This is a genomic window from Streptomyces polyrhachis, from assembly GCF_042663125.1.
In the GTDB taxonomy this organism is placed as follows: domain Bacteria; phylum Actinomycetota; class Actinomycetes; order Streptomycetales; family Streptomycetaceae; genus Streptomyces; species Streptomyces polyrhachii.
Window position 1 is genome coordinate 154,470 of sequence record NZ_JBHSZO010000005.1, and the last position, 13,997, is coordinate 168,466.

The window sequence follows — 13,997 nt, forward strand, 5'->3', positions numbered from 1 at the left end:
CTATCTGGCGCTGCTGGACGAACACCTCGCGCCGGGGTGGTTCCAGGTGCGGTACACCGTCAGGGCCTCGTTCGACTTCGTCAGGGTCAACCGCCCGGCCGAGGGGGCCACTTCGCCGTCGAAGGCGAGGAGTTCGCCCGGGGGGAGGTCCGAGAGTTCCAGGCGGCGTGTGCGGGTCACCGCCTGCAGGGGCGTGCCGGATACGGGTCCGGTGAGGGCGGCCAGCAGGAGGCGGGTGCGGGGGAAGCGGCCGGCGTGCAGGACGCGTACGTCGAGCAGGCCGTCCGCCAGGTCGACGCGGTGCACGGGGGCCGAACCGCGCCCGCCGTACGAGCAGTTGCCGGCGAAGACCAGCCACACGCGGCGGGGCACCCCGTTGACGCGCACCTCGGTCGGCGCCGCCGCGCGCAGCACCTCCACCGCCGCCAGGACCCGCGCGGGCCACGGCCCCACGCGCCGGGCCCAGGACTCGCGGACGCGCACCAGCTCCGGGTAGACGCCGATGCTGAAGGTGTTGAGGAAGAGGCCGCCGCGCCGGGGCGGCGCGTCGAAGGCGACCCGGCCCAGGTCCACCGCGACCGCCTGGCCGCTCGCCACCGCGCGGGCGGTGTCGGCCGCCGAGGTGATCCCCAGGTCGTGGGCGAAGTGGTCGCGGGTGCCGCCGGGGAGGACGGCGAGCGGCACCCCGTGGCCGACCGCCGCCCGCGCGGCGGCGTTGACGCTGCCGTCGCCCCCGCACACGCCCAGCGCCCCGCCCCGTACGGCCGCGGCACGGGCGGCGGTGTCCAGCAGTTCGTCCAGCGGCGGGCCGGCCGGGTCCCACGCGACGACCTCGGCGTGGGGCAGCGCGGCGCGGACCCGGGCGACGGGATCTCCCGCCCCGTAACCGGCCGCCCCCGACCGGGTGTTGACCACCACCGTGAGTCCGCGCCCGCCGGGCAGCGCCGGTGCGTCGGCGCACGGCAGGACGGGCGGTGCGCGCCGTACGCGGGTGAGCGCCAGGCCCCGTACGGCCAGGGCTGCTCCGGAGCCCAGCGCCAGTCCGGCCAGGACGTCGCTGGGGTAGTGCACGCCGGTGTAGATCCGGGAGAACGCCACCGACCAGGCCACCGGCGCCACCGCCGCACCCCAGCGGGGCGACTCCAGCGCGACGCCGACGGCGAAGGCCGCGGCGGAGGCCGCGTGCCCGGACGGGAAGGAGGTGGTGATCGGCTGCCGGCGCAGCCGCCGCACCACGGGGACGGCGTCCAGCAGCGGCCGCTTGCGCCGCGCCGCCCGTTTGACGACCGTGTTGACGGTGGCCGAGGCGATGGCGAGGGAGGTGACGCCGCGCACCGCGGCCCGGCGGGCGGGCCGGCCGCCGAGCGCGGCCATGGCGCCCGCGGCGGCGAACCACAGCAGTCCGTGGTTGGCGCTGCGGCTCATCCGGGGCAGCACCCGCTCGGCGGCCGGCCAGTGCCGCAGGGCGATCTCGTGGAAGAGGACGTGGTCCCAGGTGGTGAGGGTACGGGCCGCCCGCCCGCCCGCGGGTTCGGCAAACGGCGCGGCCGGCGTCCGCCGCCGCGGCGCGCGGTCCCCGCTCCTGCGCCAGTTCACCGATACCCACCACCCCGGCAGTCGTAGCGTCCCTCCCCCAGCACAGCACCGATGACCCGGGCGCGCATCAGCTGGGCGACGCCGCCGCGGGCAACACGCGGACGTCCCTCCGCTCGTACCCCCCGTGCACGGATGCATGCCGGGCGGCCGGCCTGTTTGCGGCCCCGGCCGCCGGGCAGGCGCACCTCGATGCCGGACAGGCGCACCTCGATACCGGAGAGGACGACTGCCATGGGTATGGGCGGATGTATTTTCCTGATCGCCGCGGGCGCGATCCTACTGCTCGGCGTCGACTGGCAGGTGGAGGGGGCCAACCTCGACCTGATCGGTCTGATCATGTTCCTGGTGGGCGTCTTCGGGGTGGGGGCGTACGTGACGATCTACAAGCGCCGCCGGATGCAGGCACCCCCGCCCGCCGCTCCCGTGGTCGAGGAGCACCGCTACTTCGAGTGAACGGCCGCTCCGAGTGGGCGCCGCTCCTGCGACACCGCCATCGACTCACCGCGGAGGACTCCGTGCTGTCCAGCAAACGTCTGACCGACTACCGGCGCCGCGGCCTCCCGGCCGGCCCGCGCACCACCCAGGACCGCGACACCGTCGGTCTCATCGGCGCGATCAGCGCCGTGGCCGGCTTCTTCGTGCTCGGCATCGCGCTGGGGCCGGCCGCCATGCTCTGCGGCTGGGTCGCACTGCGTGGCCGGTGGCGCGACGGGAGGCCCCTGACCGCCGTGGTCGCGCTCTTCCTGGGGGCCGTCGACACCCTGCTGGCGCTGCTGTGGCTGTCCGGTACGTCTCCGGGCGGCGGGGCGCTGTAGGGCCGGGCAGCGGGGCGCTGTAGGGCCGGGCGGCGGCTCGAACGCCACCCCGTTCGTACGAACGTATCGAACGGACGAGCACACAAACCCCCCGAATGACTCACGGGACGCGGCCTCGGGATCCACGTATCGGCGCGGTCGGCGGCGGATAGTCGTAGCCACCGCCGACCGCGATCGCCTGGAGTCCCGCCGTGCCCCCCTCCCCTGCCGCGCCGTCCCGCCGCACGCTCCTGTCCGCCGCCCTGGCCGCCCCCCTCGCCGCAGCCGTCCCCCTCGCCGCCGCGCCGCGCGCCCTCGGCGCGGAGGGCGACGGTCCGCGCGCCGCCGCGTCCCTCGTCGACTACCACGACTGGACGCCCGCCCGCGGGCTGGGCGGCGGCACCCGCACCGGGACCCGGCTGCGCGGTGCCGCGCTGGTGCTGCACCAGCCGCCGGGGCTCGGCGTCTTCCGCGACCCGCACCGCGGCACCAAGGCCGCGCCGCCCCTGTGGGAGTACGGCAGCTGGATCTCCCCCCGGCACGAGCTGCCCGGAGGCGGCGCCACCGAGGCGGTCGTCTCCTGGAACGTCGACACCCCGCGCGGCAGTTGGATCCAGCTGGAGCTGCGCGGCGGCTACAGCGACGGCAGCCGCTCGCCGTGGCTGGTGATGGGCCGCTGGGCCTCCGGCGAGGGGGACGTCAAACGCGCCTCGCTGGACGGGCAGTCGGACGGTAGGGCGAGCGTCTCGACGGACACCTTCGCCCTCGACGACCCGACCGGCTCCCTGCGCCTGACCTCCTACCAGGTGCGCGCCACGCTCCTGCGCCGCCCCGGCACCCGCGCCACCCCGCGCGTGCGGCGGATCGCCGTGATGGCCTCCGCGCTGCCGCGGCGCTTCACCGTGCCGGCCTCCACGCCCCTCGCGGGCGCCGGGCGGGTGCTGGACGTGCCGCGCTACTCGCAGGAGACGCACGTGGGCCAGTACCCGCAGTACGACGAGGGCGGCGAGGCGTGGTGCAGCCCCACCTCCTCGCAGATGGTCGTGGAGTACTGGGGGCGCCGCCCCGGCGCCGACGAACTGGCCTGGGTGGACAAGGACTTCGCCGACCCGCAGGTCTGCCACGCCGCCCGCGCCACCTACGACTTCGAGTACGAGGGCTGCGGCAACTGGCCCTTCAACGCCGCCTACGCCGCCACGTACCCCGGCATGAACGCCGTGGTGACCAGGCTGCGTTCGCTGAACGACGCCGAGCGGCTGACCGCGGCCGGCATCCCGGTGATCACCTCGATGTCCTTCCTCAAGGGCGAGCTGCGCGGCGCCGGTTACGGCACGGCCGGGCACATCATGGTCGTCAGCGGTTTCACGGCGGACGGGGACGTCGTCGTCAACGACCCGGCGGGCGCCGTCAACCGCGAGGTGCGGCGGGTCTACGGGCGCCGGAGCTTCGAGAACGTCTGGCTGCGCACGCAGCGCAGGAACAAGGACGGCAAGACCGTCCCGGGGCCGGGCGGGGTGGCGTACCTCTACTGGCCGAACGAGATCAGCGCCCGGCAGCGGGCGGCGCTGAGCACGGTGGCGGGGATCCGCTCGGCGTAGGCGTAGGGCTACGGAAAGCCACGGGAAGCCACGGGAGACCCGGGGCGGTCACGCGGGACGTACAGCGCCGGTCCGGTGCGCGGTGGAATACCGCGCACCGGACCGGCGCTGTCTCTCACAGGGACTTCGCCCGCCGTCGCGGCAGGTGTCGCGGCAGGTGGGGCCCCGCGAGCCGCAGTCGATCCAGCCGATCCACAGCCGAGGAGGGCCGCCAGTATGCAGGAGCCGAGAGAGCCGCGCCCGCCCGCGCCCGTCGCGATGCGTACCGCCTGCGGGCGGCTGATCGCCATCCGCCGGCTGCGGCTCGGCGTGCCCGGCCACCGGGCGGTGCGCGTCGCGCTGGACGTCGGCCCCGAGCGCGAGGGCGCCTCGCACGCCTGGGCCTCGCTCAGCCCGCAGGAGGCCCGGGAGCTGGGCTGGCGCCTGATCGAGGCGGCGGAGATCGCGGAGCACGAGAGCGCTTGAAAGCGCCGGCGGCTCAGCCCTCGGCGTCCAGGTACACCCACGCCCCGTCCTGCCGTACGAAGCGGCTGCGCTCGCGCATCTCCCCCGCCTCGCCGCCGTCGCGGTAGTGCGCGCGGAACTCCACCACCCCGGTGTCGTGGAAGGCGCTGCCCGCCGCGGTGTCGAGGATCTCCAGCCGCTCCCAGCGCAGCTTGGGGTCGAAGTCGATCGCGGCCGGGCGGTGCGCGGGGTGCCAGGTGCGCAGCAGGTAGGCCGCGTCGCGCCGGGCGAAGGCGCAGAAGCGCGAGCGCATCAGCTGCTCGGCCGTCACCGCGGCGGCCGTACCGGCGTGGAGCGGGCCGCAGCACCGGGCGTAGGGGGCGGGGAGGCCGCAGGGGCAGGACGTGCTCATGGGAGCCATTGTGCCCGGCCGGGCCCCCGTGTCCGGCCGCCCCCGGGGTCGGGCGGCAGCCGCCGGAGCGCCCTGCCTCACACTCCTGTGCAACTAATTGCACAATCGCTCGGACGCACGCTAGAAAGGTCCTATGAGCGACTCCTACCCTCACCTCCTGAGCCCCCTCGACCTGGGCTTCACCACGCTCCCCAACCGCGTGATCATGGGTTCGATGCACGTCGGCCTGGAGGAGGCCGAGAACGGCTTCGAACGCATGGCCGCCTTCTACGCCGAGCGCGCCCGCGGCGGCGTCGGCCTGATCGTGACCGGCGGCATCGCCCCCAACGAGGCCGGCCGACCCTGGGGCGGCGGCGCCAAGCTGACCACCGAGGAGGAGGTCGCCCAGCACCGGGTGATCACCGAGGCGGTGCACGCCGAGGGCGGCCGGATCGCGATGCAGATCCTGCACTTCGGCCGGTACGCCTACCACGAGGACCTGGTCGCCCCCAGCGCCCTGCAGGCCCCGATCAGCCCCTTCCCGCCGCGCGCCCTCACCGACGCCGAGGTCGAGCAGACCATCGACGACTTCGCGCGCGCGGCCGAGCTGGCGAAGGCCGCCGGCTACGACGGCGTGGAGGTCATGGGCTCCGAGGGCTACCTGGTCAACGAGTTCATCGCGGCGCAGACCAACCGGCGCGAGGACCGCTGGGGCGGTTCGTACGAGAACCGCACCCGCTTCCCGCTGGAGATCGTGCGCCGGGTGCGCGAGCGCGTCGGCCCGGACTTCATCGTCGTCTACCGCCTCTCGATGCTCGACCTGGTCCCCGGCGGCTCCACGCTGGAGGAGGTCGTCTCGCTGGCCAAGGAGATCGAGACGGCCGGGGCCACGATCCTCAACACCGGCATCGGCTGGCACGAGGCGCGCATCCCGACCATCGCCACCTCCGTGCCGCGCGGCGCGTACACCTGGGTGACCGAGAAGGTCATGGGCGCGGTGACGATCCCGCTGGTGACCAGCAACCGCATCAACACCCCCGAGCTGGCCGAGGAGATCCTCGCCGCCGGCCGCGCGGACCTGGTCTCGATGGCGCGGCCCTTCCTCGCCGACCCGGACTTCGTGGCCAAGGCGCGGGCGGGGCGGCCCGAGGCGATCAACACCTGCATCGGCTGCAACCAGGCGTGCCTGGACCACACCTTCAGCCTGAAGATCACCTCCTGCCTGGTCAACCCGCGCGCCTGCCACGAGACGGAGCTGGTCCTTTCCCCCACCCGCACCGCCCGGCACATCGCGGTCGTGGGCGCCGGACCGGCCGGTCTGGCCTGCGCGGTCACGGCGGCCGAGCGCGGGCACGCGGTCACGCTCTTCGACGCGGCCGAGGAGATCGGCGGCCAGCTGAACATCGCCCGCAAGGTGCCGGGCAAGCAGGAGTTCGACGAGACACTGCGCTACTACCGCACCCAGCTGGCGGACCACAAGGTGGACGTGCGCCTCGGCCGGGAGGTCGGGGTCGAGGAGCTGGCCGGTTTCGACGAGGTCGTCCTGGCCACCGGCGTCACCCCGCGCATCCCCGAGATCCCGGGCCTCGACCACCCCAGCGTGCTCACGTACCTCGACGTGCTGCGCGACGGCGCCGAGGTCGGCGAGCGGGTCGCGGTGATCGGGGCCGGCGGCATCGGCTTCGACGTGGCGGAGTTCCTCACCGACGAGGGCGAGAACGCGGCGCAGGAGCCGGAGGTCTTCTTCCGGCAGTGGGGCGTGGACACCTCCTACGCGGCGGCCGGCGGCCTGCGCGCCCCCGAGCGCTCGACGTCGCCGCGCACGGTCCACCTGCTGCAGCGCAAGAGCAGCAAGGTCGGCGCGGGGCTGGGCAAGACGACCGGCTGGATCCACCGCAACGAGCTGAAGCAGCGCGGCGTGACGATGGTCGCGGGCGCCTCCTACGACCGGATCGACGACGCGGGCCTGCACCTGACGGTCGACGGCGAGAGCCGGGTGCTGGAGGTCGACACCGTCGTGCTGTGCACGGGCCAGGAGCCGCGCCGCGAGCTGCACGCGGCGCTCACCGCGGCCGGGATCGAGGCGCACCTGATCGGCGGCGCGGACGTGGCGGCGGAGCTGGACGCCAAGCGCGCCATCGACCAGGGCACCCGCCTGGCGGCGGGTTTCTGACCCCCGGCCGTCGCCGGCCCCGCGTCCGCGGGCGCGGGGCCGGCGATATCGTCCGTAGGATCTGCCCATGTCCCTCCCGCACGCCATCTTGACCGCGCTGCTCGAGAAGCCGTCGTCCGGGCTGGAGCTGACCCGGCGCTTCGACCGGTCGATCGGGTACTTCTGGTCGGCCACCCACCAGCAGATCTACCGCGAGCTGGGGCGGCTGGAGGGCGCGGGGTTGATCCGCTCGCTGGCGGGTGCGCAGCCGGCGCGCGGGCAGAAGCGGCGCTACGAGGTGCTGCCCGCCGGGCGGGCGGAGCTGCGGGAGTGGGTGGGGGCCCGCCAGGATCCCAAGCCGCTGCGGGAGCCGCTCTTCCTGCGGCTGCGGGCGGCGGCGGTGGTCGGAACAAAGGGGCTGCGGGCCGAGCTGCTGCGCCATCTCGGGCTGCACGAGCGGCAGTTCGCCGAGTACCGGCTCATCGAGGAGCGCGACTTCGCCGCGCCCGAGCCGACGCCGGCGCAGCGGCTGCAGCACGTGGTGCTGAAGGCCGGCCTGGCGATGGAGCGCCAGTGGATCGAATGCCTCGGGGACGCGATCGAGGAGCTGGCGGCCATCGACGCGGCCGCGGGCGCCCCTGCGGGCCCGGGCGGCACGGAGTCCGGCAGCACGGACGCCGCCACCGGCCGGTCGGCCGACGGCGGCGTCAGTACGGAAGCGTCCGGCCCGACGGCGTCCTGAGATCCAGGTCGCGGTCCCGGCGCGGCATCGGTCGTGGTCGTACGCGAATGCGGATCTGCTGGTTCATCTCGCCCTCCCTGATCGCGTTGCGTCTCCCTTACCCTCTACCGGAGTGCTTCACCCCGCATCAGCGCTCCGAAGGTGCACGCGGCTTCCCCCCGGCTTCCCCGCAGGAAGCAGCCGTCGTCCCGAACGTACCCCCGGGGTCCGACAGAGCGCCGCGCCCACGCCCCGTTTCCGCGCGGAAGAGGCGTTGTGGCAACGGGTGTTCGCATCGGCCGCGTTAGCATTTCGGGATGGATCATCACCGCGTACTGGACGCCTTCGCCGCCGAGGCCGGTCAACTCACCGACGCACTGGGCGACCTGGCGCGGGAGGACTGGGCGCGCCCCACCGGCTGCGCTCCCTGGTCGGTCGCCGAGCTGCTGTCCCACGTACGGATGACGGCGGCCCGGCTGCCCGTGATGCTGGCGCGGCGCCCGGTGCCAGCGCGCGCGGAGGTCTCGGCGCGCGGCTACTACCGCCCCGACGAGCGCTTCTCCCCCGCCACGGACGCGGTGCGCATCGCCTCGGCGCAGGAGGAGGCCGCCGAACACCCCGACCAGGTGCGGGCGTTCGAGGAGGTCTGGCGCGAGGCGTACGCCCTGTGCGCGGCGGAGCCCGCGGAGCGGGTCGTCACCACCCGGCACGGCGACGCGATGCTGCTGGACGACTTCCTCGTCACGCGGGTGGTCGAACTGGCCGTGCACGGGCTGGACTTGGCGCTGGCGCTGGAGCGGCCCGCGTGGACGACCCCGCAGGGCGCCGGCGTGGTGGAGGAGCTGCTGCTCGGCTCCCCGGCCCCGCAGGGCGTGCCCGAACTGGGCTGGGACCGGGCGCTGTTCCTGCGCAAAGCCACCGGCCGCGAGCCGGTCGGCGCCGAGGAGTCCGTACGGCTGGAGGCGCTGGGGGTGCACTGGCTGACGCTGGGGTGAGCGCCCCCGCGACGGGGGCGCCCACCGGGGCCGGTTCAGCGCGGTGGCCCTACCACTGGCTGGGCGCGTAGTCCTTCAGGAAGCAGCCGTGCAGGTCCTCGCCCAGCTCGCCGCGCACGATCGGGTCGTAGACCCGTGCCGCCCCGTCGACCAGGTCCAGCGGGGCGTGGAAGCCCTCGTCGGCCAGGCGCATCTTGTCGGGGTGCGGGCGCTCGTCGGTGATCCAGCCGGTGTCGACGGCCGTCATCAGGATGCCGTCCGTCTCCAGCATCTCGGTGGAGCTGGTGCGCGTGAGCATGTTCAGCGCGGCCTTCGCCATGTTGGTGTGCGGGTGGCCCGGTCCCTTGTAGCCGCGGCTGAACTGGCCCTCCATGGCGGAGACGTTCACCACGTACTTGCGCCGGGCCGGGGCGGCCGCGAGCGCCGGGCGCAGCCTGCTGACCAGCAGGAACGGCGCGGTGACGTTGCAGAGCTGGACCTCCAGCAGCTCCAGCGGGTCCACCTCCTCGACCTTCTGGATCCAGCTGTTGCTGGAGTCCAGGTCGGGGATCAGCCCGCCGGCGTCGATGGCGGTGCCGGCCTCGATGCGCGCCGGGGAGGCGTTGCCCTTGGTCAGCGCGAGGGCCGTGACGGCGTTGGCGTCCAGGGCGGGGGCGCCGGCGGCGGGGAGCGCCTTGGGGGCGCCGCTGCCGAAGGTGCCCAGCACCGTCATCGCCGGCAGCTCGCCGGCGGGCAGCGGGGTGCTCTCGGCGTCGACCAGCGAGGCATACGCCTGCGGGCTGCGGCGGACGGTCTGCGCGGCGTTGTTGATCAGGATGTCCAGCGGTCCGGCCGCCGCGACCTCCTCCGCCAGCCCGACGACCTGCGCGGGGTCGCGCAGGTCGATGCCGACGATCTTCAGCCGGTGCAGCCACTCGCCGCTGTCGGGCATCGCCTTGAAGCGGCGCACCGCATCCGCCGGGAAGCGCGTGGTGATCGTGGTGTGCGCGCCGTCGCGCAGCAGCCGCAGCGCGATGTACATGCCGATCTTCGCGCGACCGCCCGTGAGCAGCGCCCGCCGGCCGGTGAGGTCGGTGCGCGCGTCGCGGCGCCGGCGGTTCTCGGCGGCGCAGGGCTGGCAGAGCTGGTGGTAGAAGGCGTCGACCTCGACGTAGCGGCTCTTGCATATGTAGCAGGACCGGGGCCGCTGCAGCACGCCGACGATCTCGCTGGTCGCGGTCGCGGTGAGCGTCCGCCCCTGGGTCTCGTCGTCGATGCGGTCGGCGGCGCCGGTCGCGGTGGCCTCGGTGACGGCCTTGTCGTGCGCGGTCTTCGCGGCGCGCCGCTCGGAGCGGCGGCGCTGCTTGACCGTGCGGTAGATGTGCGAGGTGGCCTGGCGGACCGCGATCGCGTCGGGGTGGTCGATCGGCAGTGTGTCGAGCTCGTCGACGATGCTCATGAAGAGCTTCAGCCGCTCGGGGTCGATCCCCGGGTGCTCCTGCTCGTCACCGGGCCCGCCGGGATGGTTGTCACTCACTGTCATCGTCCTGTCGCCTTCTGCTTCCCGCGCATCGCATACGCCGCATCGACTGTACGGACTGGGGCCCCGTGTTTCCAAAACGGGGCCTTCCGGACCGGCGGCCGCCCGACCACGGCGGTGGCTAGGCGAGGGTGTCCGACCACCACACGGTGGTGTCCGGGGGCAGTACGGCCTCCTCGCCGGCGACCGCGGGGGCCGTACCGCTGGTGAGCAGGACGCGGGCCGCGGGGGCGGGGAGGCGGACCTCGGCGCCGGTGGTGTTCGCCGTGCAGACGAAGGCGCCGCGGCGGAAGGACAAGACGCCCTCGGGGGCGTCCAGCCAGGTCACCGCCTCGCCGGCGCCCAGGTCGGGGTGCTCGTGGCGGACGGCGAGCGCGCGGCGGTAGAGCTCCAGGGTGGAGTCGGGGTCGCCGCTCTGCGCCTCGACGCTCAGGTCGCCCCAGGCCGCCGGCTGGGGGAGCCAGCTGCCGCCCGTGCCGAAGCCGTAGGACGTGCCGCCGACGGTCCACGGGATGGGCACCCGGCAGCCGTCGCGGAAGCCGTCCTGGCCGGCGCCGCGGAAGTAGGCGGGGTCCTGGCGGACCTCGTCGGGCAGGTCGGTGACGTCGGGCAGGCCCAGCTCCTCGCCCTGGTAGACGTACGCCGAGCCGGGCAGCGCCAGCATCAGCAGGCTCGCGGCGCGGGCGCGGCGCAGGCCCAGTCCGCGGTCGCCGGGCTCGCGGATCTGGGTGCCCTGGGCGGCGTCGTGGGCGAAGCGGGTGGCGTGGCGGGTGACGTCGTGGTTGGACAGGACCCAGGTGGCGGGGGCGCCGACCGGGCGCATCGCCGCCAGGGAGGTGTCGATGACCTCGCGCAGTGCGGCGGCGTCCCAGGGGGTGCCCAGGTACTGGAAGTTGAACGCCTGGTGCAGCTCGTCGGGGCGCACGTAGTTCGCGGTGCGCTCCACGGTGGGGGTCCACGCCTCGGCCACCGCGATGCGCTCGCCGTCGTACTCCTCCAGGATCGTGCGCCAGGAGCGGTAGATCCCGTGGACGCCGTCCTGGTCGAAGAAGGGCATCACGTCGTTGCCGAGCAGCTTGAGCTGGTCGCCTGCTTCGGCGCCGCCGATGTCGGGCAGGCCGGGGGCCTTGACCAGGCCGTGGGCGACGTCCACGCGGAAGCCGTCGACGCCCATGTCCAGCCAGAAGCGCAGGATGGAGCGGAACTCGTCGGCGACGGCGGGGTGCTCCCAGTTGAAGTCGGGCTGCTCGGGGGCGAAGAGGTGCAGGTACCACTCGCCGTCCGCCACGCGGGTCCAGGCGGGGCCGCCGAAGATGGACTCCCAGTCGTTGGGCGGCAGTTCACCGCTCGCGCCCTTGCCGGGGCGGAAGTGGTAGCGGGCGCGGGCCGGGGAGCCGGGGCCCTCGCGCAGGGCGCGCTGGAACCACTCGTGCCGGTCGGAGGAGTGGTTGGGCACCAGGTCGACGATGATCCGCAGGCCCAGCTCGTGCGCGTCGCGGATGAGGGCGTCGGCGTCCAGGAGGGTGCCGAACATCGGGTCGATGGCCCGGTAGTCGGCGACGTCGTAGCCGCCGTCGGCCTGCGGGGAGGCGTAGAAGGGGCTCAGCCAGACGGCGTCCACCCCGAGGTCGGCGAGGTAGGGCAGCCGGGCGCGGACGCCCTCCAGGTCGCCCATGCCGTCGCCGTCGGCGTCCGCGAAGCTGCGCGGGTACACCTGGTAGATCACGGCGTCGCGCCACCAGCCGGTGGCTCCGTCCCGGCTGGCCCGGGGGCCTGCGGTCGCGGGCAGGGCGGAGTGCTGCGTCATACGTCGGTCCCTTGGAGAAGTACGGACGGGCGGGAGGGGGTCAGGACTGGGGGGTCAGGGCTGAGCGGTCAGGACTTGGCGGCACCGGCGGTCAGGCCGGTGACGAGGTGCCGCTGGACAAGGTAGAAGAACACGGCGGCCGGCAGCGCGATCAGCACGCCGGTGGCGGCCATCAGGTTCCACTGCTGGTCGTGCTCGCTGACGAAGGTCGCCAGACCGGTGGGCAGCGTGTACTTGTCCTCGCTGAGCATCAGCACCGAGGCGAAGGCGAACTCCGCCCAGGCGGTGAGGAAGGTGTAGAAGGCGGCGACGGCCAGTCCGGGCCGGGCCAGCGGCAGCACGAGGCGGTAGAAGGTGCCGAAGGGGCTGAGGCCGTCGACCCGGCCGGCCTCGTCGATCTCGACCGGGATGGTGTCGAAGTAGCCCTTGAGCAGCCAGGCGCAGTACGGGAACGCGGTGGTGCAGTTGGCCAGGATCAGGATCCAGTAGGTGTCCAGCAGGTCCAGGCCGGCCGCCAGGTTGTACAGCGGCACGATCAGGATCGCCATCGGGAACATCTGCGTGACCAGGAACGCCCACATCAGCTGCCGGTGTCCGGGGAAGCGCATCCGGGAGACGGCGTAGCCGGCGCTGGCGGCGACGAAGACGGCCAGCACGCACGTACCGAGCGCCACGATCAGGGAGTTGGTGAACCAGCTGATGAACTCGGTGTCGCCGAGGACCTTGCTGTAGTTCGCCAGGCTCAGCTTCCCGGCGATCTCGTCGGCGTGCAGGAAGTCCGTCTTGTCGGGGCCCAGGGAGATCCAGGTGATCCAGCCGACGGGGAAGAAGGCGACGAACGCGGCGGTCAGCAGCGTGGCGTGCAGCGCCAGCGAGGCGCCGGGCCCGCGCTGCCCGCGGCGCCGCGCGGCGCGCGCCGGCTGCACGGGGGCGGCGGTGTCGCTCGTGGGGGTGGTGGTTGCCATGGCCGTGGCTGTCCTCTCGTGGGTCATCAGGCCGCCGCCTGCTCGTTGCGGGCGAGCCAGCGCCGGTAGAAGGAGACGAGGACGACGAGCATCGACAGGATGATCACGCCGTAGGCGGCCGAGCCGGCGTAGTCGCGCGGGGTCTGGCCGAAGCCCAGTTCGTAGGCCCAGGTGACGAGGATCTGCGCTTCGGGGGCGCTGTTGCCGAAGAGCAGGAAGATGATGATGAACTGGTTGAACGTCCAGATGAAGCCCAGCATCACCACGGTGGAGCTGACCGAGCGCAGCCCCGGCATCGTGACGTGCCGGAAGCGCTGCCAGGCACTGGCCCCGTCGGTCTCCGCGGCCTCGTACAGCTCACTGGGGATGGACTGCATGCCGCCGAGCAGCGAGAGCATCATGAACGGCACGCCGCACCAGGTGTTGACCATGATGGCGGCGGTGCGCTGCCAGAAGGGCTCGCTCAGCCAGTCGGGGGTGGGCAGGTGGGCCCAGCCCAGCGCGGCGTTGAGGACGCCGCCGTCGTCGGCGAGGATCAGCCGCCAGGAGAAGACGGTGACGAAGGTGGGCACGGCCCAGGGCAGGATCAGCACCAGGCGGTAGAAGGTGCGCCCGCGCAGCTCGCGGTTGAGGAGCGAGGCGAGGCCCAGGCCGATGCCGAAGTGCAGGGCGACGCAGGAGACGGTCCAGAAGAGCGTCCAGCCGAACTGCTGCCAGAAGGTGTCGGAGCCGCTGCCGGTGAGGATGTCGACGTAGTGGTCGAGGCCCACGAAGGGGAAGGCGTCGGGGATCTCGTTGACGCCGATGGTGCGGCCGACGTTGTCGCTGTTGGCGTCGGTGAGGGAGAGGTAGACGCCGCGGCCCAGCGGGTAGGCCACCAGCAGGCCGAGCACGGCCACGACCGGCGCCACCATGGCGTAGGCGTACCAGTGGCGGTTGTAGGACTGCTTGATGCGTGTGATCACGATGGCACCTCGGGGCCGCGCGGAATCGTGGTACGGGGGTCGGATACGGC

At 73.7% G+C, this 13,997-nt stretch carries 12 protein-coding genes and 1 pseudogene; 7 read left to right on the forward strand and 6 right to left on the reverse strand.

What is annotated here, in order from left to right:
* The gene (locus ACFQLX_RS05100) at positions 1-1,596 is read right to left on the reverse strand and encodes a bifunctional phosphatase PAP2/diacylglycerol kinase family protein (RefSeq protein WP_386412377.1); all 1,596 of its coding nucleotides are present in this window, start codon (positions 1,594-1,596) and stop codon (positions 1-3) included.
* Positions 1,597-1,827: 231 nt separating this feature from the next.
* On the opposite strand from ACFQLX_RS05100, the gene ACFQLX_RS05105 reads away from it, so the two are divergent.
* The 4 genes from ACFQLX_RS05105 (at position 1,828) to ACFQLX_RS05120 (ending at position 4,453) form a co-directional block, all read left to right on the forward strand.
* Positions 1,828-2,049: a DUF6458 family protein gene (locus ACFQLX_RS05105; RefSeq protein ID WP_386412379.1), complete on the forward strand. Its 222-nt coding sequence runs from the start codon at positions 1,828-1,830 to the stop codon at positions 2,047-2,049.
* A 62-nt stretch (positions 2,050-2,111) separates the two neighbouring features.
* The gene (locus ACFQLX_RS05110) at positions 2,112-2,411 is read left to right on the forward strand and encodes a small hydrophobic protein (protein WP_386412494.1); all 300 of its coding nucleotides are present in this window, start codon (positions 2,112-2,114) and stop codon (positions 2,409-2,411) included.
* A 191-nt stretch (positions 2,412-2,602) separates the two neighbouring features.
* Positions 2,603-3,988, forward strand: a complete 1,386-nt coding sequence (locus ACFQLX_RS05115) for a peptidase C39 family protein (RefSeq protein ID WP_386412382.1) — start codon at positions 2,603-2,605, stop codon at positions 3,986-3,988.
* A 216-nt stretch (positions 3,989-4,204) separates the two neighbouring features.
* Positions 4,205-4,453 (forward strand): hypothetical protein, encoded by a 249-nt coding sequence (locus tag ACFQLX_RS05120; protein ID WP_386412384.1) that lies wholly within the window; start codon positions 4,205-4,207, stop codon positions 4,451-4,453.
* A gap of 13 nt (positions 4,454-4,466) precedes the next feature.
* Here the strand turns inward: ACFQLX_RS05120 and ACFQLX_RS05125 are convergent, their stop codons facing one another.
* Positions 4,467-4,853, reverse strand: coding sequence for a YchJ family protein (locus ACFQLX_RS05125; RefSeq protein ID WP_386412387.1), 387 nt, complete (start codon positions 4,851-4,853; stop codon positions 4,467-4,469).
* Positions 4,854-4,977: 124 nt separating this feature from the next.
* Here ACFQLX_RS05125 and ACFQLX_RS05130 point away from each other — a divergent pair, with 124 nt between their 5' ends.
* The 3 genes and pseudogenes from ACFQLX_RS05130 (at position 4,978) to ACFQLX_RS05140 (ending at position 8,691) form a co-directional block, all read left to right on the forward strand.
* Entirely contained in the window at positions 4,978-6,996 is a 2,019-nt protein-coding gene (locus ACFQLX_RS05130) for an oxidoreductase (RefSeq protein ID WP_386412389.1), read from the forward strand.
* 67 nt (positions 6,997-7,063) lie between these two features.
* A pseudogene (locus ACFQLX_RS05135) lies at positions 7,064-7,603 on the forward strand (PadR family transcriptional regulator); the annotation flags it as partial.
* Between the two features lie 410 nt (positions 7,604-8,013).
* Entirely contained in the window at positions 8,014-8,691 is a 678-nt protein-coding gene (locus tag ACFQLX_RS05140; protein ID WP_386412392.1) for a maleylpyruvate isomerase N-terminal domain-containing protein, read from the forward strand.
* A 49-nt stretch (positions 8,692-8,740) separates the two neighbouring features.
* On the opposite strand, the gene ACFQLX_RS05145 is transcribed toward ACFQLX_RS05140, so the two are convergent.
* From ACFQLX_RS05145 to ACFQLX_RS05160, 4 genes are all read right to left on the reverse strand, one after another.
* Positions 8,741-10,213 (reverse strand): SDR family NAD(P)-dependent oxidoreductase, encoded by a 1,473-nt coding sequence (locus ACFQLX_RS05145; protein WP_386412395.1) that lies wholly within the window; start codon positions 10,211-10,213, stop codon positions 8,741-8,743.
* Positions 10,214-10,331: 118 nt separating this feature from the next.
* Positions 10,332-12,017 (reverse strand): glycoside hydrolase family 13 protein, encoded by a 1,686-nt coding sequence (locus ACFQLX_RS05150; RefSeq protein WP_386412397.1) that lies wholly within the window; start codon positions 12,015-12,017, stop codon positions 10,332-10,334.
* Between the two features lie 68 nt (positions 12,018-12,085).
* Positions 12,086-12,982 carry a sugar ABC transporter permease gene (locus tag ACFQLX_RS05155; protein ID WP_386412399.1) on the reverse strand — a complete coding sequence of 299 codons (897 nt, stop codon included), beginning with the start codon at positions 12,980-12,982 and terminating at the stop codon, positions 12,086-12,088.
* A 26-nt stretch (positions 12,983-13,008) separates the two neighbouring features.
* The gene (locus tag ACFQLX_RS05160) at positions 13,009-13,896 is read right to left on the reverse strand and encodes a carbohydrate ABC transporter permease (RefSeq protein ID WP_386412497.1); all 888 of its coding nucleotides are present in this window, start codon (positions 13,894-13,896) and stop codon (positions 13,009-13,011) included.
* Positions 13,897-13,997 lie beyond the last annotated feature (101 nt).

Coding starts and splice junctions, on each gene's coding strand:
- ACFQLX_RS05105 (WP_386412379.1), top strand. CDS start 1,828: ATGGGTATGGGCGGATGTATTTTCCTGATCGCCGCGGGCGCGATCCTA.
- ACFQLX_RS05120 (WP_386412384.1), top strand. CDS start 4,205: ATGCAGGAGCCGAGAGAGCCGCGCCCGCCCGCGCCCGTCGCGATGCGT.
- ACFQLX_RS05125 (WP_386412387.1), bottom strand. CDS start 4,853: ATGGCTCCCATGAGCACGTCCTGCCCCTGCGGCCTCCCCGCCCCCTAC.
- ACFQLX_RS05130 (WP_386412389.1), top strand. CDS start 4,978: ATGAGCGACTCCTACCCTCACCTCCTGAGCCCCCTCGACCTGGGCTTC.
- ACFQLX_RS05140 (WP_386412392.1), top strand. CDS start 8,014: ATGGATCATCACCGCGTACTGGACGCCTTCGCCGCCGAGGCCGGTCAA.
- ACFQLX_RS05145 (WP_386412395.1), bottom strand. CDS start 10,213: ATGACAGTGAGTGACAACCATCCCGGCGGGCCCGGTGACGAGCAGGAG.
- ACFQLX_RS05150 (WP_386412397.1), bottom strand. CDS start 12,017: ATGACGCAGCACTCCGCCCTGCCCGCGACCGCAGGCCCCCGGGCCAGC.
- ACFQLX_RS05155 (WP_386412399.1), bottom strand. CDS start 12,982: ATGGCAACCACCACCCCCACGAGCGACACCGCCGCCCCCGTGCAGCCG.
- ACFQLX_RS05160 (WP_386412497.1), bottom strand. CDS start 13,896: ATGGTGGCGCCGGTCGTGGCCGTGCTCGGCCTGCTGGTGGCCTACCCG.